The following is a 25,726-nucleotide window of genomic DNA, read 5'->3' on the forward strand; positions in this document are numbered from 1 at the left end:
TTCAGAGCACCTCGTTAAGCCGGGAAATGCGCTCTGCTGCTTCCTGCAGCACATCGAACCGCTTGCAGAAGGCAAAGCGCAGCAGTGTCCGGGTCCGCCCGGCCCCCTCGGGATGGCAGAACATCGCTACCGGAATTGCGGCGACGCCCACCAGCTCCGGCAGCCGCCGCGCCAGCTCGGTGGCGTCGTCGATGCCCAGCGGTGCGACGTCGGCATTTACGAAGTAGGTGCCCTGCGGCTGGTAAACCTCCAGCCCCGCTTTCCGGAGGCCGGCAGAAAGGACATTGCGCTTGGCGCGGAGTGTCCCGGCGATGTCGGTAAAGAACGCGTCATCCATCCGCAGGCCCTCTGCAATGGCGGACTGGAACGGGGAACCTGAGCTGTAGGTCAGGAAGCTCTTGACCGCCCGTACGGCGGCAATCAGATCCGCGGGTCCGCTGAGCCAGCCGATCTTCCATCCCGTGAGGGAGAACGTTTTGCCTGCGGAGGAAATCGTCAGGGTGCGGTCCCGGGCGCCGGGCAGCGTAGCGACGGGAATGTGCCGGGGACCAAAGGTGAGGTGTTCGTAGACTTCATCGGTGACGATCACGGCGTCGTGCTTCACTGCCAGATCCACAATGCGCTGCAGCACAGGTTCCGGGAAAACGGCGCCGGTGGGGTTGTGCGGGTTGTTGACCAGCACCACCCGGGTGCGGTCCGTGAAAGCTGCTTCCAGGGCCTGAAGATCCGGCTGGAAGTCCGGGGCCAGCAGCGGAGCAGTGGTGTGGGTTGCACCGCTAAGGCCGATCATGGCGCCGTAGGAGTCATAGAACGGCTCGAAAGTAAGCACCTCGTCGCCGGGGCCGGTCAGCGCCAGCAGGGTGGCAGCGATGCCTTCCGTAGCGCCGGTGGTGACCATAACTTCCGTGCCGGGGTCCAGCCGCAGGCCGTAGAACCGTTCCTGGTGATCGGCCACGGCTTCGCGCAGCACGGGCAGCCCCATCCCGGGGGCGTACTGGTTGGCGCCGGCCAGGATCGCCCTGCGGGCGGCGTTGCGGATCTCTGCCGGCCCGTCCTCGTCCGGGAAGCCCTGTCCCAGGTTGATCGCGTTGTGGGTCCCGGCCAGGGCCGTGATCTCCTCGAAAATGGTGATGCCCAGGTTGCCGTCTTCGCCGAGGAGATTCGCGCCGGCTGCCGTCCGCTGCCAGGGGGCGGGCTGTCCGTCCCGGGAGTCTCGGAGCGCGGGTGAACTGGGAGTTGAAGTCATGCCTTCCAGTATTACCCGCCGGGGACACGAAACGTCCCGCCGGTATAGTTGCTGGCGTTTGACGGCATGGTCCGGCCAGAAGCCCCGGCGCCTGGAACCGGCCGCAGCAGGAGCGAAACCGAGGCGACGAAAGGCTGGGAAACATGGAGTCATCCGGGTTGCTGGTACGGGCGGCGGAACGCGCAGCCCGGGAACAGGCCCCGCCGTGGCAGGAAATCCGCAGCAGAGGGAACAGCCTGCTGGAACTCCAGTTTCACAGCCGTGAAAGCAGCTTCATCCTCCAGATTCGACCGGACGGCAGCAGAGCAGAGTTCTCAGTCACGGCCGACACGGAAGAAGCACGCAGGGTGCTGCGGAACGCCTTGGTGGGAAGGTTTCCGCTGGTTCAGGACCGGGGAGAACGCCACCTGCTGGGGGTTGCCGCAGCGCGTCCAGGCGATCTCCTTGCCGGCGCGGAGGCCAGGATCCGCGAAATCCGCAACACAGTGGGCGCCGTCCTGGACGCATCCCGGCCGGCAGGTGAACTCGCGCCGGGGTTCCTCAACCTGCTCTGGTGGGATGAACGCCCCAACTTTGGCGACGCCGTCGGGCCGTGGCTCGCCAGGTGCCTCAGCGGCCTGACGCCCGTGAACGGCCGGGGTCTTCGGCTGGGCACGCCGGCACTGGCAACTGCCGGTTAGATTGCCGGCTGGCTGGAACAGGACGGATCCCAAATCTGGGGATCCGGGCTGATGGGACCGCTGGAAGGGGAGAACCTGGCACGGCTCCGGAGCCTGGCGGACGTGCGAGTCCATGCCGTCCGCGGCCGGAACACACGCGCTGAACTGAAACGGAAAACCGGTTGGAGCGTTCCGGAAATCTATGGTGACCCCGCGCTGCTGCTCCCGCAGTTCCTCCAGGCTGATCAAGCAGATGCCACCGGGGCAGTCGCCGTCGTCGCGCATCTGGACCACCGGGAACCCCTGAAGGCTGCAGCGGGTTCCGGCATCACAGTGGTGGATGTCCGGGAAGGAGTTGAACCGGCGGTCCGGCAGATCGCCGGGGCACGGGCCTGCATCTCGAGTTCGCTCCATGGAATTGTTGTGGCTCAGGCGTACGGCGTGCCGTGGGTGTGGCTGCGTATCAGTGACCGGGTGATCAGCGGGGACCGGTACAAATTCGAGGATTTCTTTACCACCCTGGATGCGGACGCCGTCAGCGCCTGCGACGTTCCTTCGGAAGCGCTGAGTCCTCAGCTGATCGCCGACCTGGCGGCGGGGGCGAGCCTTCCGGAACTGAGAATTGACCTGGCACCGCTGCTGGAGAGTTTCCCGCACCGCCGCGCCTGACCCGGGCTGAGGCCGGCCACCGGGTAGATTCGTCTTATGCGACGCGCTGTATGCCCCGGATCATATGACCCCATCCACAACGGCCACCTTGAAGTCATTGCCCGTGCCACGAACCTTTTTGACGAGGTGATCGTGGCCGTTTCCACCAATTACTCCAAGAAGTACCGGTTCTCCGAAGAGGAGAGGCTGGAAATTGCGGCCGAGACTCTGGGTTCCCTCGCGGGCGTGTCCGTACTGCCCATGGGCCACGGACTGCTGGCCGACTTCTGCCGCGAACACGGCGCCAGCGCGATCGTCAAAGGGCTGCGTTCCGTACAGGACTACCAGTACGAGCTGCCGATGGCCGTCATGAACCGGCAGCTCACCGGCGTCGAAACCGTTTTCCTCGCTGCAGAGAACTCCTACACGCACCTTTCCTCGAGCCTGATCAAGGAAGTGGCGTCACTGGGCGGAGACATTACTGACTTCGTTCCCCGCGCCGTCCTGAAGCGGCTGGGCTAACCCACCCGGGAACTGCACGCCGGGCGGAGGAAAGCCGCCAGCACACCGCCGGTCTCCTCAACGAACCGGCCCAGCCACTGGCGTGCGGAGAGGTCCGGTTCGGCGGCGACCATCTGCACCCGGGCGTTGCTGCACTGCTCTATGTTCGCCTGGGCGCGGACCAGATGGTACGTGGATGTAACCACAATGATCTCGTCCCAGCCGTTGTCTGCCGCCAGGCGGGCGATGGACCGCGCTTCGGCGCGTGTGCTCAGCGGCGAGGGGGAGAAGCAGCGAATGGACGGGTCCTGGGTGTATTTGCAGACAATGTCCATGTTCGTGTTCCCCGGGGTGTCCGTCGTGGAGAGGACCAGGACGGGCGCGCTGCCCTCCCGCATCAGCTCCCTGCCTACGGGCAGCCGCTCCGATGCCGCGCCGGCCAGGACCACAACGGCGTCGGCACTGCCCGGTTCCCGGGAGGTCTGCGGATAGTAGAAGAGGTTCACCGCCACCAGCAGCCAGAGAAGCAGTGCCGAAACTGCAGCAGCCACGGACACTGTGAGGATCCGAAGCAGCCTGGCGCGGGGAGGGGAGTGAAGCACACCGTAAGCCTAGGCGAATGCGCCCTGCGCGCCCGCATCGGCGCTGCGGCCGGTACACAGGCAGTAGACTTGGGTGGGAGACGGAAACCCGGCGCTTCCGGCTTGCCCGGACGCCGGTTTGAGAGATTCCGGCTCCTCAGGCTAAGATGATATGTCGGTCTATGTTCTACAGGAGTTCTCATTAGCGTTTCATCGCGGTCACAACCGAGTTCCCCCTTGGCAATTAATGTCAAGGATCTCGGGCGCAGCCCGGGAACCATGCGGACAATGCATGAGCATGTGCCGGCACCGAAAGACTTCGGTGTTGCGCTTATTGGCGTGCCGTTCGGATCGGACATTGAGCTCGATCTGAGGTTCGAAGCTGTACACGAGGGGATCCTGGTCTCGGGTTCCGCGCTTGTCCCCGTCAAGGGGGAGTGCGGGCGGTGCCTGGTTCCCATCGAGTACAACGAGGACGTCGATGTGCAGGAACTCTTCTACTACGAGGACACTGAGTCCTTCGAAGAAGAAGAGGAAGAAGAGCAACGCCGGATCGAGCGAGATGTAATCGATCTTGAACCGGTTTTGCGGGACGCAGTGGTAACTTCCCTGCCGTTCCAGCCGGTGTGCCGGGAGGACTGCGAAGGCCTTTGCTCCGAATGCGGGGCGCGCCTTGAGGAGGATCCGGGTCACCACCATGAAGTCGTGGATCCTCGCTGGGCAGCCCTTGCCGGGTTGGCTGGCACCGCCGCTGAAGATGCGGCAACAAGTACAGAGTCAGACGAGAGAGAAGAGAGTTAGTCGTGGCTGTTCCCAAGCGGAAAATGTCCCGCTCGAATACGCGTGCACGCCGGTCCCAGTGGAAGGCAACTGCGCCCAACCTGGTAAAGACCGTTGAGAACGGCCGCGTTACCTACAGCCTGCCCCACCAGGCCAAGGTCGTAACCGACTCCGCAGGTACCGCGCTGTTCCTTGAATACAAGGGCCGCAAGGTAGCGGACGTCTAAGACCAGTGAACGTCCCCTTTGCCGTCTGCCCCACGGGCAGCCGCTGGAGGGGGCTCACTGCTTTTCGGGGCACAATCAGCAAGTGAAAAATACTGAAGAGCTTCTGAAGCGTCTCGGCGTCGACATCGATGCCGAGACGCTTCGTCTTGCGCTCACCCACCGCTCCTACGCGTACGAGCACGGCGGCATCCCCACCAACGAACGCCTTGAATTCCTGGGCGATTCGATTCTGGGCTTCTCCGTGACCGATGCGCTTTACCGGGACAACCCCGATCTTTCCGAGGGCGAACTGGCCAAGCGGCGTTCCGCCGTGGTCAGTACCAAGGCCCTCGCATCGGTAGCCCGCCAGCTGAGGCTCGGCGACTTCATCCTGCTCGGCCAGGGCGAGAAACTGACCAACGGCAAGGACAAGTCCTCCATCCTGGCGGACACCACCGAAGCACTGATCGGCGCGGTGTACCTCTGCCACGGCATTGAAACCGCACGCTCCATGGTGATGCGGCTGATCGGACCGCTGCTCCATGACGCCGACACGCTGGGCGCCGGCACCGACTGGAAGACCAGCATCCAGGAAATCGCTGCCGCACGGAAAATGGGCGACATCGAATACCGGGTCACCGGCTCGGGACCGGACCACTCCCGCAGCTTCGTGGCCGTGCTGCACATTGGCGGACGTGCCTTCGGAACCGGCAACGGCCGGTCCAAGAAGGACGCCGAACAGGAAGCAGCAGCAGACACCTGCCGGCTGCTCCGCGAGCAGGACACGCTCCAAACTCCCGCAGCCCCCGCCGGCGCGTAGGCTGCGCCATGCCCGAACTTCCCGAAGTCGAGGTAGTGCGGCGCGGCCTGGCCCGCTGGGTGCGTGGGCGCGCCATCACCGGCGTCGAAATCCTCGACGTGCGCTCCATCCGCCGGCACGCCCCGGGTCCAGAGGATCTGCGAGGCAACCTTGAAGGAGCCCGCGTCCTGGACGTGGCCCGGCGCGGCAAATTCCTCTGGATGCCGCTGGTGGAGGCCTCAGCGGCCGACGCCGCACCCCCGTTCGCGCTGATGGCCCACTTGGGCATGAGCGGACAGCTGCTGATGGAAACCCCGGACCTGCCGGATGAAAAGCACCTGAAGGTCCGGTTCACGCTCAGCCCCGCTACTGATCCCGACGGCACTCCCATGCCGGAGGAGCTGCGTTTTGTGGACCAGCGGATCTTCGGCGGAGTGTTCCTGGCGGATCTGCAGCCCACCGCTGATGGGGAGCCCGGCGGCCTGTCTGAAACCGGTTTGCCGCTGGTACCGGCAGAAGCTGCGCACATTGCCCGCGATCCGCTCGATCCGGCGTTCTCCTTCGAGGATTTCTTCCGCCGGCTGCGCGCCCGCCGCACCGGCATCAAACGCGCCCTGCTGGATCAGGGTCTAATTTCCGGCGTCGGCAACATCTATGCCGATGAGGCGCTGTGGGCGGCGAAGCTGCACTTCGCCCGGCCCACCGACACCATGCGCCGTGCCGATGCACTGCGGCTGGTGGAAGCTGCCCGGGACGTAATGCTCCGAGCGCTCGAGGCAGGGGGCACCAGCTTCGACTCGCTCTACGTCAACGTCAACGGTGCATCAGGCTACTTTGCGCGCTCCCTGAACGCGTACGGGCGTGAGGGCCAGCCGTGCCCGCGGTGCGAGGCAGCCGGCCTTCCCACGCTGATCCGGCGCGATTCGTTTATGAACCGCTCGTCCTACTCCTGCCCTGTTTGCCAGAAGCGACCGCGCAACGGGCGCTGGTAGTCAGCGCTCCCGCAGTTCGGCGGCCAGTGCGTCGTTAAATGCCGGCCAGGTTTCTGCCGCCCAGGGGCCAAAGTCGCGGTCGGTCAGCGCTACCGCACCGGTCTTCAGCTCCGGATCCACCCACAGGAACGTCCCTGACTGTCCGAAGTGCCCAAAGGTGCGCGGAGAGTTGGAGGAACCGGTCCAGTGCGGGGATTTCCCGTTGCGGATCTCGAACCCCAGGCCCCAGTCATTCTCCCTCTGCCGGCCAAAACCGGGCAGCACGCCGGTCAGGCCGGGGAACACCACGGAGGTAGCTGCAGCCAGGGACTCAGCAGAGATCAGCCGGGGGGCCTGCAGTTCGGCAGCGAAGCGGGACAGGTCAGCCGCCGTGGAGACGGCACCGGCGGCCGGGGAACCTTCCAGGGCTGTGTCCTTCATGCCCAGCGGCGCCAGGACTGCCTCCGAGAGATAGTCAGCGAAACCGATGCCCGTGGCCGCTTCCAGATGCTCAGCCAAAACCTCGAAACCCGCGTTGGAGTACAGCCGGCGGGTTCCGGGTTCGTAGCGGACCGTGCGGTCGCCGAAGTCGTACCCGCCGGAGTGGGCGAGCAGGTGCCGGATCGTGGACCCCTCCGGACCGGCCGGATCATCCAGGGCAACGGCTTCCTCTTCAAGGGCCACCTGGAACGCGTAAGCGGTCAGCAGTTTCGTTACCGAGGCCAGCGGATAACGTTTCTGCTGATCCCCGGCGGTTCCGAGCACAGTGCCATCGGCAGCAATGACGGCGGCGGAGACGTTGTCAGCGGGCCAGGACTGGGTCTGTTCGAGAGTCTTCATCCCTGCCATCCTATGCGGCGTAGTGCTTGGCCAGCCGGGCCATGCCCTCCTCGACGGAGACCTCCGGCTCCCAGTCCAGGACCTGCCGGGTGCGCCGCTGGTCAAACCAGTGGGACGTGGAAAGCTGCTCGGCCAGGAACCGGGTCATGGGCGGCTCGTCCTCCACCAGTCCCCGGGACCCTGCGGCCAGCCAGGCCTTTTCAATGACGCTGCCGGCGCCGCGGGCCAGCCAGCCAGGCACACTCAGGGACGGAGACGGAATGCCTGCGGCTGCGCAGATGCCGCTGATCATTTCCCGGACCATGCGGGGCTGGCCGTTGGTGACCACCAGTGCCTGGCCGCGGGCGTGTTCCATCCGCTCAAGTGCCCGGGCAATGGCGGCTGCGGCGTTGTCCAGGTACGTGGTGTCGATCAGGGCAGCGCCGCCGTCGAGCAGTGGAAGCCGTCCGGACCGTGCCCGGTCCATCACCCGTTCCACCAGCTGCGTGTCCCCGGGCCCCCAGACGATGTGCGGCCGGATGGAAGCGACGCGGAAACCGGGGGAGTCTTCAGCCAGGGCCAGCAGCTCCGCGGCCGCTTTGGACCGGGCATAGTGGCCGCGTGCCCGCTCGGGGTCCGCGGTTCCTGCTCCGGCACCGGCGATTGGCTCGCCGAAGTGCGCCACCGAGGGGGAGGAGACAAAGACGACGTCGCGCACCCCGGCCGCCCGTGCGGCGTCCAGGACGTTGCGGGTGCCGTCGATGTTCGTGGCCTGGAACTCGGACCACGCACCGGTGAAGGACACCTTGGCAGCGAGGTGCACCACGGCGTCCATTCCCGCCGTGGCTGCGTCCACGGCGGCGCGGTCCGTGATGGAACCCGAGACGGACTCCAGTCCCGGAACCGCGGAGGGACGGCGCTGCAGGGTGCGTACCCGATGCCCCTTGCCGGCGAGGACGCCGGCGACGGCGCCGCCAAGCAGCCCGCTGGCTCCGGTGACAAGTGTCCGGCGGCTCATCGGCGTGCTCCCGGTGCGGAGATCCGGCCCCCGGCAAGCACCTGTGCAGCCCAGGCACCGAGCGCGGAGCGGTCGATCTTGGAGTTGTGGCGGATGTCCGTAGGCATCTGCGGCAGCACCAGCACCGCGGCCAGGTCCAGGCCGCAGCGTTCCGCGACGGCGGAGCGTACTTCGGCAGCCAGTGAATCCTCGGCGGGGCCGGGGCGGCGGACACCGTCAACGGTCTCCACCACGGCCACGGGAACCTGGGTTCCGGCCGGTCCGACCCCTACCAGTGCGGCCAGCCGGACAGCAGGTACCGACTCGGCGGCCTGCTCGGCAGCTACCGGGGTTACCGGGCCGGAAGCAGTGGTGAGCACATGGCCCAGCCGGCCCTCGACCCAGAGCCGTCCGTCGGTGTCGAAATGGCCAACGTCTCCGGTCCGGTGCCAGCCCGGCAGGGAACTGCTGTGCTGCTCGGTGATCCAGAGCCGGTCATACCGGTCCTTCACATGAGGTGCGCTGACCAGGATTTCACCGGTGATCCCGGATGCTTCGGAAACCTCGGTGCCGGCCGTGCCGTCGGCGGACAGCGGTGCCAGTGCCACGCGGGCGCCGGCAACGGCGGTGCCAACGCAGACGCCGTTGCCGGTGCCGGCTTTGCGGATCTGTTCCAGACTGATGTCCGTTACCGGCAGCGCCTCGGTCATCCCGTAGGGAGTGTGGAGCGCGGCGGCCGGAACCAGGTCCTGGACGCGGGTCAGCAGTGCCTCCGGGATGGGAGCGCCGGCGGAGAGCAGCAGTTCCACTTTGCCCAGTGCGGCGCGCTGGCCGGCGTCGAGGTTCCCGGCGGTGGCGAGGACGTTGGTCAGGGCGGCCGGGGAAGCGAACACAGTGGTGGCGTCAACCGCTGCTGCGGCGTCGGCCAGGGCAGCGGCGCTCAGCGTGCGCGGCGCCGTGACATCCATGTCCGGCGTTACCGACGTCGCACCCAGGGCGGGCCCCAGCAGCGCAAACGGTGCGAAACCTGCCACCAGGGATGACCCTGCCTTGAGGTTGTACGTCTGCCGCAGGGTGTCCCGCATGGCGGTGAGCCGTCGGTGCGTGTAAACAGCGCCCTTGGCCGGACCGGTGGACCCTGAGGTGAAGAGCACCGCGGCGTCGGCGTCGGGATCAACCTCCCAGCCGGGAACAGGCTGTCCGGCACCGGCTGCGGTCAGCCCGGCCACCGTATGTTCCACGCCCAGCAGGCGGCGCCTGGACGGGGATGCCTCGCCGGCGAGCACCCGGGTGCCCGGCCAGCCGAAGAGCCGCGCACCGGTGAGGCCGCGTTCAATTCCAACGATGAAGTCCGGTCCCGCGCCCTTGATGGCGCGGCTCAGGCCCTTAGCGCCCAGGCCGGCGTCGGCTACCACCACAACTGCGCCAAGCCGCAGGCAGGCGTAGATCAGGGTGGTCAGTTCACTGCCGGGCGGTACCAGCAGGTTCACCCGGCTGCCCGGGCGGACTCCGATGCCGGCCAGGCCGGCTGCCAGGGCGTTGACCCTGGTACCCAGCTCCGCCCAGGACAGCACGGCGGGAGCTTTGCCGGAAGCGGCCGGTGCCATGTCCACGACGGCAGGTGACCCATCTTCGCTGCGTTCATCCAGTTCGGCCAGCATGGGGCGGAAACCGGACGGCTGCGTCTTTGCTGCCGGCTTTCCGGCTCGGGGAGAAGCAGCGGCTTCCAGCCAGGCGAAGACCGGAGAGGCGATGTCCCTGTCCTCGGCAACCAGATGCCCGGCGCCCTCAAAGCGGTGCACGTCGGCCTGCGGCAGGCGGCCGATCAGGTCGCGGAGATAGCGGTCGGAGAACACCGGGTCCTTCGGTCCCCACAGTGCCAGCACTGGCACGTCCAGGTCCCGGATGCCTTCCGCGACCCGGGTGAGTGTCCGGTAGCTCGGATGGGTCTCGTCGGCGGGGATGTCGGCAACGAAATTGCCGACGCCGGTGCGGCGGGCCGCGGTGCGGTAGGGCTCGGCGTACGCCTGGCGAATCTCGGGGCGCAGCGCCGGACGGGCCAGTGAATGCGTGACGCGCAGGAAAGCGTCGGTGCTTTTGGTGCCCCAGCCGTGCACGGCCGGGTGCAGTGCCAGCTTCAGCGCCGGGGGCAGTGAGAAACCGGCGGGGTGCACCGCGGTGTTGGTCAGTACCACGCCGGCGAGCTGCTTGCGGTGGGCCAGAGCCCAGCCCAGGGAGATGATGCCGCCCCAGTCATGTCCCACGCTTACTACCGGGCCGGTGAGGTTCAGGGCGCGCGTCAGGTCACCGAGGTCGGTGATCCGGTCAGCGAGCCTGCGGAAGGTGCCGGTGCGGTCGGAATAGCCCATGTCCAGCTGGTCCACGGCAATGACCCGCCAGGGCCGCTCGGCCGTGCTGCCGGCAGCTGCCAGGGAGCGCCAGAGATAGGACCAGGTGGGGTTTCCATGGACGCACAGCAGCGTTCCGGCAGGTTCGACGCCGCGGGCGGCGAGGTCTGGGGCGTTGTCCAGGAGATGCCACGTGTTGATGGTGCCGGGGGTGTCGACGGCGGCAGTGGAGGGCACCTGGACATGGCGGGACCACGCGGCCGGAACTCCGGGCCAGGCTTCAGCTACCACGCGATTTCCATCATGGTGGTGTTCAGGCCGGAGCCGACCCCCATGCACAGCACCCGGTCTCCCGGATGCAGGGTGCGGGCTTCCTGCGCCAGGGTCATCGGCAGGGACGCCGGACCCACGTTGCCCCACCGGGGGAAGGTGATGGGAACGCGTTCCTTGTCCAGGTCCACGGCCTTGATGATGGCGTTGGTGTAGGAGTTGGAGACCTGGTGGGTGACGTAGCGGTCCATGCCCTTCCAGTCCCAGCCGTTCTCCTGCGCCTCGTGCCAGGCGGTCACCACCAGATCCAGGCCGCCCTCAAGCAGACCCTTGGTATCGGTGTACATGCCGCCCTCGCCGCCGACACACAGTTCGTGGTGTTCGGTGCCGGCCCGGGAGACTCCGCCGAGGATGCGGTGCGAGCCGGGGTGGTCCCCGGCCCTGCCGATCACGGCGGCCGCGGCGCCGCTGCCCAGCGTCAGGGTGGCGAATTCACGCAGGTAGTCCTGGCGGGTCGAGTCCTCGCGGTTCAGGCGGCCGAAGGTGGCTTCCTGCACGCCCTGGGAGTCTTCCCCGGCCACGATCAGGGCGTAGTCGATCTGACCGGACTCGATCATGTTCGAGGCCATGGTGATCCCGTTGACGAACCCGAGGCAGGCGTTGGCGAGGTCGAAGTTCAGAGCAGAGGAGGGCAGGCCCAGGCTGTGGTGGATCTTCACGGCAACGGAGGGCTCCAGGTTCTTCCGGGTCACGGAGGTGTTGATCAGCAGCCCGATCTGGGACGGCTCGACACCGGCCTCGGCCATCGCCTTGGCTCCTGCCTCAATCGCGCCGTCCTCGAACGTCGAACCGGGCGCCCACCATCGGCGCTCGCTGACGCCGGCTACACGCTCGAGCAGGCCCTTGGATAACCGCAGCCGTTTCAGTGACGGCGAGAGCCGTTCATCAAACTCGTGAGAACTGACAACAACGGGCGCTTCTACGCTCTTGACGCTCAGGAGTGCGGTGTTGGTGTGGTGGAAGTTGAAGTTCCCGCTCAAAATGCCTGCCTTGTCTGCTGCCAAAAAAGATCGCGGTCCGGGCCCGGTCAACCCGTAACGGCGCCGTCGAACCATATGATTCTCTAAGAAGCCTACTTTCCTGCCAGGCCTGGAACGCGCGAAATCCCGGATTACGCTCTGCGAGTACTGCGCTTAAGTGTGGAGTACCACCCGGCTTTAAGGAATGTTCCACAAACGAGAGACAGAGGCCAGTGCACTTAAAAACCCTCACGATGCGGGGCTTCAAGTCCTTCGCGTCGGCCACCACCTTCGAGTTTGAGCCGGGAGTGACCGCCGTCGTCGGTCCCAACGGCTCAGGCAAGTCCAATGTGGTGGACGCCCTGGCCTGGGTAATGGGGGAGCAGGGAGCCAAGACCCTGCGCGGCGGAAAGATGGAAGATGTGATCTTCGCCGGTACCTCCGGGCGGGCGCCGCTGGGCCGGGCACAGGTCTCCCTCACCATCGACAATTCCGACGGCGCCCTGCCGATCGACTACTCCGAAGTCACCATCTCCCGGACCCTGTTCCGCGCCGGCGGCTCTGAATATGCCATCAACGGTGCACCCTGCCGGCTGCTGGACATCCAGGAACTGCTCTCCGATTCCGGCCTGGGCCGGGAAATGCATGTGATAGTTGGTCAGGGCCAGCTGGACAAGGTCCTGCACGCCTCCCCGGAAGACCGCCGGGGGTTCATTGAGGAAGCAGCCGGAATCCTCAAGCACCGCCGCCGCCGGGAGAAAACCGTGCGGAAACTCGATGCGATGCAGGCCAACCTGGCCCGGCTGAGTGACCTGACCGCTGAACTGCGCCGGCAGCTGGGGCCGCTGGGCAAACAGGCCGCGGTGGCCCGCCGGGCCAAGCAGGTGCAGCTGGATGTCCGGGACGCAAGGGCCCGGCTGCTGGCCGATGACATTGTGACACTCGCCGCCGCAGTCGAGGAGGACACCGCCGCCGAGGCCGCGCTGCGCACGCGGCGTGCCCAGGTGGAACAGGAAGCCGCCGCGCAGGGCGCGCGGCTCGCTGAACTTGAACGGCTTGCCGCTGAGGCCACCCCGCGGGTAAATGCTGCCCGGGACGCCTGGTATGCGCTGTCCTCCGCCCGGGAGCGCCTGCGGTCCCTGGCAGCGCTCGCCGAGGAACGGCGTCGGCTGCTGGGCTCAGCGGAGCCTGCGGCTGACCCCGGGCGGGACCCGGAGAAACTCCAGGCCCAGGCAGAGCGGGTGCGCGCCGAAGCCGAACAGCTGGCCGCAGACGCCGCTGAACGGGAGGGCATGCTCGAAGACGCCGTGGAGATCCGGTCTGCCGCGGAAGAGGAAGCCGCCGCCGAAGAGCGGCGCCTGGCGGCGCTGCTGCGCGCTGCAGCCGACCGCAGGGAGGGCATGGCCCGGCTCTCCGGTTCCGTTTCCGCTGCACGATCCCGGGTGGAAGCCGCCGAGGCCGAACTGGGCAGGCTGCGCGCCTCTATCGCCCAGGCTGAGGAACGCCGCCGCACCGCGGAAACAGACTTTGCGGCCCTGGAACAGGAAGCGGCCGGCGCGGAATCCGGGGAAGAAGGCCTGGACGCCGAGTATGAGGAAGCGACTGAGGCGCTGGACGCCGCCGAGGCCCGGCTGGCGGATCTCGTGGAAGAGGAACGCCAGGCCGTCCGGGACCGTGAGACGCTGACGGCACGGCGGGACGCGCTTGCCGTGGGCCTGGACCGGCGGGACGGATCCAGGGCGCTGCTCGATGCCGGCCTGGACGGTGTGCTCTCGCCCCTTGCTGACCTGCTCACTGTGGCTCCGGGGTATGAACGCGCGGTCAGCGCAGTCCTGGGCCCTGCTGCGGAGGCTCTGGCTGTCCGGGACACTTCCAGCGCAGTACAGGCCCTCACGGTCCTCAAGGACTCCGGCATGGGCCAGGTGAGTCTTGTGCTGGCTGCGGCGCCCGGGACCGCAGAAACGTCCGCGAACCGGGCCGCACTCCCTGGGGGCTGCGTCTATGCGGCTGACCTGGTGGAGGCTGCCCCGGACGCCGCGCCTGCCGTGCGCGCCCTGCTGCGTGCCGCCGTCGTTGTGGAATCCCTGAAACAGGCCGCGGTTTTGCTGGCCGAGAACCCCGGGCTGACAGCCGTCACCGCCGACGGCGATGTGCTCACTGCCTTTACTGCCGCCGGCGGTTCCAGTTCCGCTCCCGGGCTGATCGAAGTCCAGGCCGCCGTCGAGGAAACCCAGAACCGGTTGGACGAAGCTGCTGCCCGTGCCGAACGGGCGAGGTTTGCGATCGCCGCGGCGAAGACGGAGCGCGACGCCGCCCGCCAGCGGGCTGAGGCTGCACTCGCCGTGCTGCACGAATCCGACGCCCGGCTGGCTGCCGTTGGGGAACGGCTGGGAGCACTGAACTCTGCCCTGCGTTCCGCAGCTGGAGAGGCTGAGCGCCTAACCCGGCTTGCTGACACCGCGGAAGCCAACCTGGCCGCGGAACAGCAGAAGCTGGCTGAGGCCGTGCAGCGGCTCACCGCCGCCCAGGAACACCCCGGGGAAACGGCTGAACCCGCCACCGACCGGCGCGATGCCCTGGCCATCGCTGCAGCCCAGGCCCGGCAGGCGGAAATGGACGCCCGGCTCTCGCTGCGCTCTGCCCAGGAACAGCTGGCCGCCGTGTCCGGACGGGCGGAATCCCTGGAACGGGCGGCGGCAGCCGAGCGGCGGGCGCGGGCCGCAGCCGCCGAACGCGCCCGGGTGCGTGCCGCCCAGGCTGCCCGTGCGCAGTCCGTGGCCAAAGCCGCCATGCAGGCCGGACGCTGGGCGGAAGTCTCGCTGGAGGCTGCGGCCACCGAGCGGGACCAGGCAGAAGCCGTCCGTGCGGAGTTCGAGGCCGAGCTCACCACCGTGCGGGCGGCGAACGCCGAGGCTGTGGCAGAGCTGGCCAAACTCACCGACTCCGTGCACCGTGACGAGCTCCTGCGGGCCGAGAAGCGGCTGCGCATTGAGGCGCTTGAAACGCGTGCGGTGGAGGAACTTGGCATCACGGCAGACAACCTTGTGGCCGAGTACGGGCCGGACCAGCTGGTGCCCGTCCCTGCCGAGACCGGTGAAGGTGCCGGCAAATGGGCTGCCCTCCACGTTCCGGTGGATGAGGACGGCAACCCGGTCACCGAGGGCATTCCCTACAACCGCGCCGAGCAGGAAAAGCGCCTCAAGCGGGCCCAGCGCGACCTCTCCGCCCTGGGCAAAGTGAATCCGCTGGCACTGGAGGAGTTCGCTGCCCTGGAAGAACGGCACTCCTTCCTCAGCACCCAGCTGGAGGACCTTAAAGCCACCCGCAAGGACCTGCTGGACATCATCCGGGAAGTGGACCAGCGGGTTGAGGAGGTCTTCACAGCAGCCTTCCATGACACCGCGGCGCAGTTCGAGAGGGTTTTTGGCCGGCTCTTCCCGGGCGGGGAGGGGCGGCTGGTCCTCACCGACCCGCAGGACATGCTGACCACGGGCATCGAGGTGGAAGCCCGTCCCGCAGGCAAGAAGATCAAGCGGCTCTCCCTGCTCTCCGGCGGAGAACGTTCCCTGACCGCCGTCGCGCTGCTGGTGGCCATCTTCAAGGCCCGCCCCTCGCCCTTTTACGTCATGGACGAAGTCGAAGCAGCCCTGGATGACACCAACCTGGGCAGGCTGATCACCATCTTCGAGGAGCTGCGCGAATCCAGCCAGCTCATTGTGATTACCCACCAGAAGCGAACCATGGAAGTGGCCGACGCCCTGTACGGGGTGTCAATGCGCGGCGACGGCGTCTCGGCAGTGATCAGCCAGCGGCTGGCCGGCGCGCGGGCTGCTGGCAGCTAGCGGGCGTAGCGGGCGGTGAAGTTCCGCAGGATCAGCGGTGGGGCAGTGACTCTCGCAGGCCGCACGGAGTCCATGACCGCCTCAGCCTCTTCCGGAGGGAAATAGCCGGCGTTGCGGTAGACCGAGATTCGGGTCAGCAGCCCGGCGACGTCGAGCTCGGGATGGAACTGGGTGGCATAGAGGTTCTGCCGCACCCGGAACATCTGCACCGGGCAGGTGGGGGAGCCTGCCAGATTCACGGCATGGGGCGGCAGCGTGAAGACGGCTTCCTTATGGCCCACGAACGCATCGAAGGTATCAGGCAGTCCCTCCAGCAGGGGATCCCGGCGCCCCTCGGCGGTGAGGGTGACCGGTACGGCGCCAATTGCCTCCCCGTAGGTGCGGTCGACGACGGCGCCCTGGTGACGGCCCAGCGTTCCCACTCCGTAGCAGGCACCCAGGAACGGAAAGTCCTCCGCCACAACGGTGTCCAGCAGGGAGCCAAGTTCCTTTTCAACCCGCAGCTGCAGCGCGGATTTACTGTCTTCCGGGTCGGAGGAGTTGAACGGACTGCCACCGACGATAATCCCGCTGTAGTCGGCGAGTTCTATGGCCGGCAGGGGAGCCGCCTCCATGCGCACCCGGTGGAGCTGGTTCGGTGCCAGGTCCCCGAAGTGCAGGTAGGACTCGTACTCCTCCTCGGCGGCGCCGTCTTCGGCGCGGGTGGCCAGGAGCAGGAAGGGCTTCATTCCTCGATGGTAGTGCGGCTGGAGCGCATCCTGGCCACCCGCTGCTCCGGTGCCAGTGTTTCCCGGGCGGCGAGCCAAATCAGCAGGGCCAGCAGGGCGGTCGCTCCGGTGACGGCGAAGGCCCAGGTGTAGCCAAGCGTGTCAGCCAGCACACCGGCCAGGATGGGACCGATGATCGCCCCGGTGTCAGCGGACATCTGGAATGCGGCAAGGACCTTCCCGCCGCTGCGTTCGGAACCAACGACGTCGGCCACCGCAGCCTGCTGCGCAGGATTGAGCAGGCCCGTACCCATGCCGGCAATGGCGGAGACCACCAGGAACATGGCGACCGACCCGGAGAAGCCGATGGCCGCGGTGGCTGCACCGTTTATCGCCAGGCCGGTGATGACCAGCGGTTTGCGCCCCCACGAATCTGCCAGCCGCCCGGAGAAGGTCAGCGCCAGCGCCGTGCCGGCCGCGAACGCGGTCAGCGAGATGCCGGCGATCTCCGGCCCCGCGGAGAGGACCGCCGCGGCGAAGAGCGGCAGCAGGGAGTTGCGGACACCGAAGGAGGACCAGCCGTTGGCGAAGGAGGAGACCATGGCCGCGCGGTAGGCAGAGTCGGAGAGTGCCTCCCGGACAGTGAGGTGCACCCGCTCTGCCGGTTTTTCCTTCGCGGCTGTGTTGCCGCGGGCCTCGCGCAGCAGGTACGCGACGACGACGGCGGCCACCAGCAGGGCTGCGGCGTAGACCAGGAAGGGAACCCGCAGGCCAAACCCGGCCAGCAGCCCGCCGAGCAGAGGTCCGCCGATGTTGCCCAGCAGGAAGGACGAGGCATAGGCGCCGGAGATGCGGCCCCGGATGGCAGGCGGAGCCAGCCGGATGATCAGGGCCATGGCGGAAATGGTGAACATGGTCGATCCAATGCCGCCCAGCCCGCGGAAGACCAGCAGCTGCCAGTAGCTGCCGGCGAACGCACACGCCGCGGTGGAGAGCGCCACGATCAGCAGCCCCATCACGTAGACCGGGCGCTCGCCGAGTTTCTCCAGCAGTGCGCCGCCGGCAGGAGCGAAGATCAGCCGGGTGAAGGCGAACGCGCTGACCACAACGGAGGAGGCAGCTACGCCAACGTTGAAACTCTGGGCGAACTGCGGCAGCACCGGCGCCACCAGGCCAAAGCCAAGGGCAATCAGGAACGCTGCGGCAATAAGGACTTTGATTTCGCGGGGGATCGGAATCCGGGGTGAACTCGCCATGATGTTTTGATTCTTGCAGATTGCGGAGGGTTTGCGTCCCGGCGCGGCAGGAGCCGCACGCAGCCGTCCATGGGTGCCTGCGGGCGGCCCGTATGACATGCTGGAAAGCGTGAATGAGACTCTTTCAATTGTGATCTATGTGGTCATTGGGCTGGCTGTTGTCGGTTCGCTGGCAGCCCTGCTGGTCCGCACGCGCCGCACCCCCAAGGGGATGTACCCCACGAAGCGCGACGCAGACGACCAGCCCGGCGGCAGCGGAGCCACCTCCGTCCTGGACCGTCCCGGTACTGCTGAGCCGGAGGCCGATTCCACGCTCACCGTCCCGGACGACCTGCGGGGCCTGGAAGAAGCTCCCGCTGAGCCCGAAGCTCCGGCGCTGGAGACACCGGAACCGGTCCAGGGCCGTCTGGCGCGGCTGCGGGCCCGGCTGGCCAAGTCCAACAACGCACTGGGCAAGGCGCTGCTGACGCTGCTCTCCAGCGACAAGATCGACGAGGACGTCTGGGACGAGATCGAGGAAACCCTGCTGCTGGCAGACCTCGGTACCGAACCGACCACCGAACTGGTCGACGCGCTGCGCGAGCGGGTCCGTATCTCCGGCAGCCGCGACCCGCAGGAAGTCCACGCCATGCTGCGCGAGGAACTGATCAAGCTGGTGGATCCCACCATGGACCGCTCGCTGGCCGTGGACCGGCACGCTGAGGCGCCCGCCGTCGTGATGGTCGTCGGCGTGAACGGCGTGGGCAAAACCACTACCGTCGGCAAGCTGGCCCGTGTGCTGGTGGCCGAGGACAAGGACGTTCTCCTCGGAGCAGCGGATACGTTCCGTGCCGCCGCTGCCGAGCAGCTCGCCACCTGGGGCCAGCGTGTGGGCGTGCCCACCGTGCGCTCCGAGGTTGACGGCGCAGACCCGGCGTCAGTTGCCTTCGAAGCCGTGAAAGCCGGCATCGACGGCGAAGTGGACACCGTGCTCATCGACACCGCCGGCCGCCTGCAGAACAAGGTCGGTCTGATGGACGAGCTGGGCAAGGTCAAGCGCGTTATTGAAAAGCAGGCCGAGGTTGACGAGGTGCTGCTGGTCCTGGACGCCACTACCGGGCAGAACGGCCTCACTCAGGCGAAGGTCTTCGCCGAGGTTGTGAACATCACCGGCATTGTTCTCACCAAGCTGGACGGAACCGCCAAGGGCGGGATCGTCGTCGCCATCCAGCGCACCCTCGGTGTGCCGGTGAAGCTGGTGGGACTTGGTGAAGGACCGGATGACCTGGCGCCGTTCGACGCCGAAGGATTCGTGGACGCGCTCCTGTCCTGAACAACCTGCTGAACCCAAAAGGGCTCCCGCACCGGAAGGTGCGGGAGCCCTTTTCCATGAACGCTTTCCCGGCTGGCGTGCCGGGTGCTACGGCTGAAGCTGGAAGTTCAGGACAGTGATGGTTCCGGCTGTCAGCGAGAAGGTCTGCGTGGGCGAACCGTACTCGAAGCCGGGCAGGGTCAGCCGCTCGGCTACGGGACCCGGCTCGGCACGCTGGCCGTCAATCAGGGTTCCGTCCTCGGACGCATACGAAGGCCCGGTCATCTGGGACATCGCGGCCGTAAGGGGACGGCCGGGCAGCTGGAGCGTCACCTCCATCTGGGCGTCCGTCTCCGGGTCGTTGGCATTAATAATGATGACGCTGACACTTCCATCCTCATGCCGCACAGCATAGGAATGGCTCAGGCCGCCGCCTTCTTCGGTTGATTCCAGGAATTCCCCGGGTTCCATCTCGGCGACCATCGACAGACCAAAGAAGTTCGCCCGTTCGTCCACTTCACCGTTGGGCTGCAGGTATTCGCCGCCCGTGCAGATCGCGGACATGGGCGGACCGCCCGTGCAGGTGATGAGGGAGGAATGGAAGCTCATGCGTGTGACGCCCAGTTCCGCGCCGCCCAGTGCGTAGTCCGCGGCCCACAGCGCCGAGGCATGGGTTTTGGTGGTTTCGTTTGAACCGGGGCACGCTGAAATGCCCGCCTCGGTGATCCAGGTTTCAAGTCCCGCCGCATTCGCGGGTTCAAGCGCGGCTTCACGGTAACCGTTGCCGTGATCATGGATGCGCTGGGCCATCAGGTTGGCCAGCGTGGGCTCACCGAATGGATCGGCTGCACCGTCACAGACGGAGAGCGGGTAGTGGTGGAAGGAGAAGATCCGCTCCTGCGGAAGATCCACTTCGGTGAACGGCTTCCACCAGGACTGGGTGTAAACGCCGGGGCCGATGATCTTCACCTCTGGGGCCGCTGCGTAGATGGCATCGGCATAAGCCTTGAGCTCTACCAGGTAGTCGTCCGCGGTCCAGTCCGGATCCCGTACCCCGTTGTTGGGGTAGCCGTTGGGCTCGTTGCCTACCGTGATGCCTACCAGCCGGTCCCCGAAAATGCGGGAGGCATGCCCTGCCATGTCGGCAGCGCGCTCCGGGTCATAGTGGCCCAGGTCAACCGTGAGGTTGATGGTCGCGTCGACGGCGTCGAGCAGGGTAGCGACCCGTTCCAGGTCCGCAGGGGTAACCGCCCGCACGGGGTGGGCTTTGTCTCCCTTGAGGTTTCCGGGGAGCGGTTCACCGGAAGAAGTCCAGAAGAAACGGCGGTCCACGGCGTTGCCGCCGAAGCGCAGCATCGGCTTGCCCAGCCCGGAAAGAGTCTGGACCATCTCAGGGTTGTCCCCGGACAGAGCAGGGTCCGCGAGATCGGTGGCCTCAAGCGAAAGACCAACAACGCCTTCCGTGAGCCGGGTACCCAGGCCGGTTCCCTCCACAGCCAGTGCCAGCGGTTCAACTGCGTTGAGCGGGGACCCTTCGGGAGGACCTGCCTGGTTGTAGTAGGTGAATTCCGGGGCCGGAGGAAGCGGCTGCTGTGTTGCCTCCACGGTTTCGACGGCGGCACCGGCAGGTTCCCCGTCGCCGTCGTTGTTCAGGACAAGCGGAAGCGCGGCACCGGCCGCGAGAACCAGGGCAGCAGCGGCACCTCCGGCGATCCACCGGTTGCGTTTTTTGGGGGACTCAGTACGGGCCTTGCGGCGGCTGTCCGGTTCCTGCGACGCGGCGTGCGGGTCCGGTCCGGGCATGTTTTCAGGCATAAGGGATTATTCCTTCAGAGATATACGAGACTCCCGAACATCCTAGCCGGGCCGCGGCAACCCTTCTGGCAACACTCACGGCGGGTTCCCGGCCGCCGGTAACGTGCCGGAAACGCATCCGACACTGCACTTTTACCCAGCACGGAAGTTTGTAATATCCCGGCAATACCCCCGGCCGAATACCGAAACTTCCCCCCGGCAATGTTCTTCGTAGCGCGGGAGATGCCCGCTAAGCGTGGAAGGACATAAAGATGGATCTGTCAGCAGGTCACGTCTGGGTGATGGTATCGGCGGCACTGGTGCTGCTTATGACCCCCGGCCTGGCATTCTTTTACGGCGGCATGACCAGGGCAAAGGCAGCCCTGAACATGATGATGATGAGCTTCGTATCAATCGGGCTCGTCGGTGTGGTCTGGGTCCTCTGGGGCTACTCCATGACGGGCGGGGACGGCATTGCCGGACTCTTCGCCAGCCCCTTCGCAGCCTTCGGCCTCGAAGGCCTGATCGGCACCGAAGACATGATCAGCGCCGGCTTCGGAGCCACCTTCGCGATCATTACAGTAGCGCTGATCAGCGGCGCCATCGCAGACCGCGCCAAGTTCGGCGCCTGGGCCGTGTTCGTTCCCGTCTGGGTCACCCTGGTCTACTGCCCGCTGGCCTTTATGGTCTGGGGCGGCGGCCTGCTCGGCGAGGAAGGCGCGATCGGCTCCGTTGTCGGAGAAGCCATTGACTTCGCCGGCGGCACCGTGGTCCACATCAACGCAGGTGTGGCAGCCCTGGTGCTGGCCCTGATCATCGGCAAGCGCCGCGGTTTCGGTTCCGACCCGAGCCACCGCCCGCACAACATCCCCTTCGTTATGCTCGGCGCAGCAATGCTCTGGTTCGGCTGGTTCGGCTTCAACGGCGGCGCTGCAGGTACTGCCGAAGAAGCAGGCCTGATCTGGGTCAACACCCTCGCCGCTCCCGCAGCCGCCATGGTCGGCTGGCTGATCACCGAACGCATTCGCGACGGCCGCCCCACCTCCCTGGGCGCAGCCTCGGGCATCGTCGCCGGCCTGGTGGCCATCACCCCGGCCTGCGCCAGCGTCTCCCCGGTGGCTGCCCTCGGCCTGGGCCTGATCTCCGGCATCCTGGCAGCCCTGGCCGTGGGCCTGAAGTACAAGCTCGGCTATGACGATTCACTCGACGTCGTCGGCGTCCACCTGGTGGCCGGCCTGGTCGGCACCGTGGCAATCGGCTTCATCGCTCTGCCGGTCGACGGCGAAGGCGGCGGCCTCTTCTACGGCGGCGGTTTTGCCCAGCTGGGCGCGCAGATCGTGGCAACTGTCGTAGCGATTGTCTTCTCCGCAGTCATGACTCTCATCATCGGCCTGGCCATCCACAAGACCATGGGCTTCCGGGTCACCGAGGAACAGGAAATCAACGGCGTGGACCTCAGCGAGCACGCTGAGACCGCGTACGAACTGGGCGGCATCGGCGTCGGCGGTTCCTTCCGCCCGGCCGCTGAGCACACCACCCCCGTCAAGGAGAGCGTCAACTCATGAAACTCGTAACCGCAATTGTCCGGCCGGAAAAGTTCGACGCCATCCGCGGCGCCCTGGAAAGCTACGGAGTCCAGGGACTCACGGTCAGCCAGGCCAGCGGCTACGGCCGCCAGCGCGGCCACACCGAGGTCTACCGCGGCGCTGAGTACACCGTGGACCTGCTGCCCAAGCTGCGGGTAGAGGTCCTCGCCGCCAACGAGTGGGTCAGCGACATCGTCGATGTGCTGGTCTCCACCGCCAACACCGGCCGCGCCGGAGACGGCAAGGTCTGGGTGACGAACGTGGAGGAGGCACTGCGCGTCCGGACGGGCGAGCGGGGCGACTCGGCGCTCTAGCCGGCAAGGAAAAACGACAGAACCCAAGGGCATCTCCTGACAAGCCGCCCGGCCGGACATCACCTGATAAGGGATCCCGGCCGGGCGGCTTTGTGCGTCGAGATGGCAGAAACTGCCCTTTTGAGCGCGGCGGGTTTTAGCGGTCGTTGCAACACCCACCCATTTTGGGAGTTGCAACGACCGTGTCTGTTTCACCAGGAAACCAGTCCCGACCGCGGAATAGTGCGGCGCGGAGAGCCGCGTTCTTCGAGGTCTTTGATCGTTTGGGCGGTGATGTGAGCGCTGCGGCCCGGGAACTTGGACTCGGCCGGAGCACCTGCGCCGGCTGGGTCCGGCAGGCCGGAATCCGCGGCCAGGGCAAACCGGGGCGGAAACCGCATCCGAGGCAGCAAGAGTTTTTCTCCCTCCTGCAGCAGGGAACATCGCTCAGCGAGGCTGCCCGGAAGATAGGCGTTGAGCCTGAGCGGGCGCGGCGCTGGCTGACACGGTCCCGGGCAGGGGCCCGCTTCCGTGCCGGCCAGGCGGGAGCCGGATACAACGATGCGGTGGACCTTCGATCCGAACTGCCCTCACATCCCGGCAACGGCCGGTGCCTGTCCCTGACCGAGCGGGAACAAATCCAGGACCTGCGCCGTGCCGGTGAATCCGTGCGCAGTATCGGCAGGGCACTGGGCAGACCCGCTTCGACGATCAGCCGGGAACTGGCCCGGAACACCGCCGGGGACCTGGGATACCTGCCCTTTACGGCGCACCGGCTCGCTGCCGTGCGCAGGCTTCGTCCGAAACAGGCGAAACTCGCCGGCCCGGGCCGGCTGCGCGAGTATGTTCAGGCCGGCCTGGCAGTGGAATGGTCTCCGGAGCAGATATCGAAGAAGCTGGTCACAGACTTTCCCGATGACCAGGAGATGCGTGTGAGCGCCGAAACGATCTACCAAAGTCTTTATTTCCAGGCCCGCGGCGGACTCAAACGTGAGGTCCAGACCGCGCTGCGCACCGGGCGGGCCCGCAGGGTCAACCACCGTGAACAGGACAAGCGCCGGCCCCGGTTCAGCGACGGGGCCCTGATGATTTCCGAACGTCCGGCAGAGGTCGAAGACCGGGCCGTGCCCGGTCACTGGGAAGGGGACCTGATTACCGGTGCGCACAACCGTTCCGCGATCGGCACTCTGGTCGAACGCAGCACCCGGTACGTGATGCTGATCCACCTGCCCGGAGACCACAGTGCCGAAACGGTCAGAGACGGGCTGGTCAAGGCCGTGAGCACCCTCCCGGCTCACCTGCGCGGGTCACTGACCTGGGACCAGGGCGTGGAAATGGCCCGGCACCGGTCTTTCACCATGGCCACCGGAATGCCGGTCTATTTCTGCGACCCGGCCAGCCCCTGGCAGCGCGGATCGAACGAAAACACCAACGGGCTGCTCAGGCAGTACTTCCCCAAAGGAACCGATCTCTCCGTCCACTCACCCGAAGACCTGGAATTCATTGCCCAGAAACTCAACGGACGCCCACGCAAAACGCTCGACTGGGACAGCCCAGCCGAGCGCTTACGTGATCTACTGCTAAAGACCTAACAACACCTCGTGTTGCAACGACCCCTAGAAACCGCCCGCTCAAACGGGCAGTTTCTGCCATCTCGGTGGGGAAGAGGAAGTCACAGGGTGCTGCGGCTGGTTCCCCAGGCAGACGGCCCCTGTGTTCCGGCGGCGTAGGAATCCATGGGAACCTCGTCCGCGCGCCAGGCGGCGAGCACCGGGTCCACGATCCGCCAGCATTCCTCCGCGATGTCCCCGCGGACGGAGAGCAGCCGGTTGCCTTCGATCACCGCCTCCAGAACCTCGCCGTAGGCAGTGAGCTGGGAGGTATGCAGCTGGGCAGTGAGCGTGCTGCGGTCCAGGCGGAAGATGTCCGCCGGACCGTTGACGTTCAGTTCAAGTTCCAGGAACGCCGGGTTGAAGGAGATACGCAGGCGCGACGGCGCCTCGGTTGAGCCGGTGAACCCGTCCGGCAGGTGGTTCACCTTCCGGAACGTCACCACGGCTTCCTTCCGGGTCCGGGCCTGGGCTTTTCCCGAGCGCAGGATAAAAGGCACGCCGGACCAGCGGTCGTTGTCGATGGTGATCTCGAGTTCCGCCAGGGTTTCAGTGTTCCGTCCAGGGTCCACACCGGGGGAAGAGATGTAGGACTCGACTTCCTTCCCGTCGATGACTCCTGCGGCGTAGCGCGCCCGGCGGGTACTCCGGCCGTAGTCCGCAGACACCGAGGATGCCCGGAGCGTGGCTGCCACCAGGTCACGCAGGTCGCGCTCGCCGAGCGACGCCGGAGGGCCGATCGCCATAAAGGCCATGGTGTGCAGCAGGTGGCTCTGAATCATGTCCTCCAGCGCGCCGGAAGCGTCGTAGTACTTCGCCCGCCCCTCCAGAGCGAGTTGTTCGTCGAAGACGATTTCCATCTTCTCGATGTGCAGCGAGTTCCAGATCGGTTCCAGCAAACGGTTCGAGAACCGCATCCCCACAATGTTCATGACCGTGGTCATGCCCAGGAAATGGTCCACCCGGAAAATGTCCTCCTCGGGGACCAGGGACGCCAGCGCCGAATTCAGCTCCCGGGCAGAGGCCTGGTCGGTTCCGAACGGTTTCTCCAGGACCAGCTGGGTATTCGCGGGCAGATCGCCGGCCTGCAGGGCGCCTACCGTGCTGAGCGTGAGCTTCGGCGGGAGCGCGAAATACACGGCCAGCGGCGGCTCCAGTCCTTCCAGTCCGGCAGCCAGGCTTCCCGGTGTGTCCAGGTCCAGCCGCCGGTAGGAGCTTCGCTCCACCGCAGCGTCCAGTTCCCGGCGCGCCTGCCTGCCGGCGCCGTCGTACTCTGTGGAAAAGGAGTCGGCCACCCGAAGCTTCCAGTCCTCCTGGCTCCAGTCCCGCGACCCCGAGCCAACTACCACCAGCCCCGGCGCCCTGCCACGGACAATCAGCCGGGCGAGGCCTGGCAGGAGGAGCCGGTGGGAGAGGTCTCCGGTACCACCCAGGATCAGCAGCGTCTTCACACGGGACTCCCGCGTTCGGTTGGCAGCCATGGTTCCAGCGTCCCACTGCGGT

Annotated in this window: 22 protein-coding genes; 12 read left to right on the plus strand and 10 right to left on the minus strand. The window is 66.7% G+C overall.

What is annotated here, in order from left to right; translation table 11 throughout:
• Window position 1: 1 nt before the first annotated feature.
• Window positions 2-1,246: an aminotransferase class I/II-fold pyridoxal phosphate-dependent enzyme gene (locus ACWGQ2_RS15725; protein WP_452018924.1), complete on the minus strand. Its 1,245-nt coding sequence runs from the start codon at window positions 1,244-1,246 to the stop codon at window positions 2-4.
• Between the two features lie 143 nt (window positions 1,247-1,389).
• Between ACWGQ2_RS15725 and ACWGQ2_RS15730 the strand changes: the two genes are divergently transcribed.
• Genes ACWGQ2_RS15730 through coaD form a run of 3 tightly spaced genes read left to right on the plus strand, consistent with a single transcriptional unit; the run spans window position 1,390 to window position 3,075 of the window.
• Window positions 1,390-1,926, plus strand: coding sequence for a hypothetical protein (locus ACWGQ2_RS15730; protein ID WP_452018926.1), 537 nt, complete (start codon window positions 1,390-1,392; stop codon window positions 1,924-1,926).
• Between the two features lie 48 nt (window positions 1,927-1,974).
• Window positions 1,975-2,574, plus strand: coding sequence for a polysaccharide pyruvyl transferase family protein (locus ACWGQ2_RS15735; RefSeq protein WP_452019110.1), 600 nt, complete (start codon window positions 1,975-1,977; stop codon window positions 2,572-2,574).
• A gap of 36 nt (window positions 2,575-2,610) precedes the next feature.
• Window positions 2,611-3,075, plus strand: coding sequence for a pantetheine-phosphate adenylyltransferase (gene coaD, locus ACWGQ2_RS15740; protein ID WP_452018928.1), 465 nt, complete (start codon window positions 2,611-2,613; stop codon window positions 3,073-3,075).
• On the opposite strand, the gene ACWGQ2_RS15745 is transcribed toward coaD, so the two are convergent.
• Window positions 3,072-3,656 (minus strand): YdcF family protein, encoded by a 585-nt coding sequence (locus ACWGQ2_RS15745; protein ID WP_452018930.1) that lies wholly within the window; start codon window positions 3,654-3,656, stop codon window positions 3,072-3,074. The two genes, coaD and ACWGQ2_RS15745, sit on opposite strands and share 4 nt — an antisense overlap.
• A gap of 216 nt (window positions 3,657-3,872) precedes the next feature.
• On the opposite strand from ACWGQ2_RS15745, the gene ACWGQ2_RS15750 reads away from it, so the two are divergent.
• From ACWGQ2_RS15750 to mutM, 4 genes are all read left to right on the plus strand, one after another.
• Window positions 3,873-4,436 carry a YceD family protein gene (locus tag ACWGQ2_RS15750; protein WP_152227418.1) on the plus strand — a complete coding sequence of 188 codons (564 nt, stop codon included), beginning with the start codon at window positions 3,873-3,875 and terminating at the stop codon, window positions 4,434-4,436.
• 2 nt (window positions 4,437-4,438) lie between these two features.
• A complete protein-coding gene (rpmF, locus tag ACWGQ2_RS15755; RefSeq protein WP_055240805.1) occupies window positions 4,439-4,642 on the plus strand; it encodes a 50S ribosomal protein L32 in 204 nt (67 codons plus the stop codon).
• Window positions 4,643-4,724: 82 nt separating this feature from the next.
• The gene (gene rnc / locus ACWGQ2_RS15760) at window positions 4,725-5,441 is read left to right on the plus strand and encodes a ribonuclease III (RefSeq protein WP_452018933.1); all 717 of its coding nucleotides are present in this window, start codon (window positions 4,725-4,727) and stop codon (window positions 5,439-5,441) included.
• An 8-nt stretch (window positions 5,442-5,449) separates the two neighbouring features.
• Window positions 5,450-6,412 (plus strand): bifunctional DNA-formamidopyrimidine glycosylase/DNA-(apurinic or apyrimidinic site) lyase, encoded by a 963-nt coding sequence (gene mutM / locus ACWGQ2_RS15765; RefSeq protein ID WP_452018935.1) that lies wholly within the window; start codon window positions 5,450-5,452, stop codon window positions 6,410-6,412.
• Here the strand turns inward: mutM and ACWGQ2_RS15770 are convergent, their stop codons facing one another.
• From ACWGQ2_RS15770 to ACWGQ2_RS15785, 4 genes are read right to left on the minus strand one after another with little or no spacing between them, the layout of a single operon-like run.
• Window positions 6,413-7,231: a serine hydrolase domain-containing protein gene (locus ACWGQ2_RS15770; protein WP_452018937.1), complete on the minus strand. Its 819-nt coding sequence runs from the start codon at window positions 7,229-7,231 to the stop codon at window positions 6,413-6,415.
• Between the two features lie 10 nt (window positions 7,232-7,241).
• Entirely contained in the window at window positions 7,242-8,228 is a 987-nt protein-coding gene (locus tag ACWGQ2_RS15775; RefSeq protein ID WP_452018939.1) for an NAD-dependent epimerase/dehydratase family protein, read from the minus strand.
• A complete protein-coding gene (locus tag ACWGQ2_RS15780) occupies window positions 8,225-10,846 on the minus strand; it encodes an alpha/beta fold hydrolase (RefSeq protein WP_452018941.1) in 2,622 nt (873 codons plus the stop codon). Before ACWGQ2_RS15780 ends, ACWGQ2_RS15775 begins: the two co-directional genes overlap by 4 nt.
• The gene (locus tag ACWGQ2_RS15785; protein ID WP_452018943.1) at window positions 10,840-11,865 is read right to left on the minus strand and encodes a 3-oxoacyl-ACP synthase III; all 1,026 of its coding nucleotides are present in this window, start codon (window positions 11,863-11,865) and stop codon (window positions 10,840-10,842) included. The genes ACWGQ2_RS15780 and ACWGQ2_RS15785 overlap by 7 nt, the downstream gene beginning before the upstream one ends.
• A 212-nt stretch (window positions 11,866-12,077) precedes the next feature.
• Between ACWGQ2_RS15785 and smc the strand changes: the two genes are divergently transcribed.
• A complete protein-coding gene (gene smc, locus ACWGQ2_RS15790; protein ID WP_452018945.1) occupies window positions 12,078-15,686 on the plus strand; it encodes a chromosome segregation protein SMC in 3,609 nt (1,202 codons plus the stop codon).
• Here the strand turns inward: smc and ACWGQ2_RS15795 are convergent.
• Both ACWGQ2_RS15795 and ACWGQ2_RS15800 read right to left on the minus strand, forming a co-directional pair.
• Window positions 15,683-16,414: a glutamine amidotransferase gene (locus ACWGQ2_RS15795; protein ID WP_452018947.1), complete on the minus strand. Its 732-nt coding sequence runs from the start codon at window positions 16,412-16,414 to the stop codon at window positions 15,683-15,685. The two genes, smc and ACWGQ2_RS15795, sit on opposite strands and share 4 nt — an antisense overlap.
• Window positions 16,411-17,649 carry an MFS transporter gene (locus ACWGQ2_RS15800; protein ID WP_452018949.1) on the minus strand — a complete coding sequence of 413 codons (1,239 nt, stop codon included), beginning with the start codon at window positions 17,647-17,649 and terminating at the stop codon, window positions 16,411-16,413. Before ACWGQ2_RS15800 ends, ACWGQ2_RS15795 begins: the two co-directional genes overlap by 4 nt.
• A gap of 109 nt (window positions 17,650-17,758) precedes the next feature.
• Here ACWGQ2_RS15800 and ftsY point away from each other — a divergent pair, with 109 nt between their 5' ends.
• Window positions 17,759-18,961, plus strand: coding sequence for a signal recognition particle-docking protein FtsY (gene ftsY / locus ACWGQ2_RS15805; RefSeq protein WP_452018951.1), 1,203 nt, complete (start codon window positions 17,759-17,761; stop codon window positions 18,959-18,961).
• Window positions 18,962-19,048: 87 nt separating this feature from the next.
• On the opposite strand, the gene ACWGQ2_RS15810 is transcribed toward ftsY, so the two are convergent.
• Window positions 19,049-20,755 (minus strand): hypothetical protein, encoded by a 1,707-nt coding sequence (locus ACWGQ2_RS15810; protein WP_452018953.1) that lies wholly within the window; start codon window positions 20,753-20,755, stop codon window positions 19,049-19,051.
• Window positions 20,756-21,006: 251 nt separating this feature from the next.
• On the opposite strand from ACWGQ2_RS15810, the gene ACWGQ2_RS15815 reads away from it, so the two are divergent.
• The 3 genes from ACWGQ2_RS15815 to ACWGQ2_RS15825 all read left to right on the plus strand — a co-directional run bounded on the left by ACWGQ2_RS15815 (window position 21,007) and on the right by ACWGQ2_RS15825 (window position 24,205).
• Entirely contained in the window at window positions 21,007-22,299 is a 1,293-nt protein-coding gene (locus ACWGQ2_RS15815; RefSeq protein ID WP_452018955.1) for an ammonium transporter, read from the plus strand.
• On the plus strand, window positions 22,296-22,634 hold the full coding sequence (locus ACWGQ2_RS15820) for a P-II family nitrogen regulator (protein ID WP_055240813.1): 339 nt from the start codon (window positions 22,296-22,298) through the stop codon (window positions 22,632-22,634). The genes ACWGQ2_RS15815 and ACWGQ2_RS15820 overlap by 4 nt, the downstream gene beginning before the upstream one ends.
• Before the next feature lie 407 nt (window positions 22,635-23,041).
• Entirely contained in the window at window positions 23,042-24,205 is a 1,164-nt protein-coding gene (locus tag ACWGQ2_RS15825; protein ID WP_452019112.1) for an IS30 family transposase, read from the plus strand.
• Between the two features lie 80 nt (window positions 24,206-24,285).
• Here the strand turns inward: ACWGQ2_RS15825 and ACWGQ2_RS15830 are convergent, their stop codons facing one another.
• Complete coding sequence (locus ACWGQ2_RS15830) at window positions 24,286-25,704, minus strand: glucose-6-phosphate dehydrogenase (protein ID WP_452018957.1); 1,419 nt, start codon at window positions 25,702-25,704, stop codon at window positions 24,286-24,288.
• Window positions 25,705-25,726: the final 22 nt, after the last annotated feature.

This window comes from Arthrobacter sp. NPDC055585 (assembly GCF_053619115.1).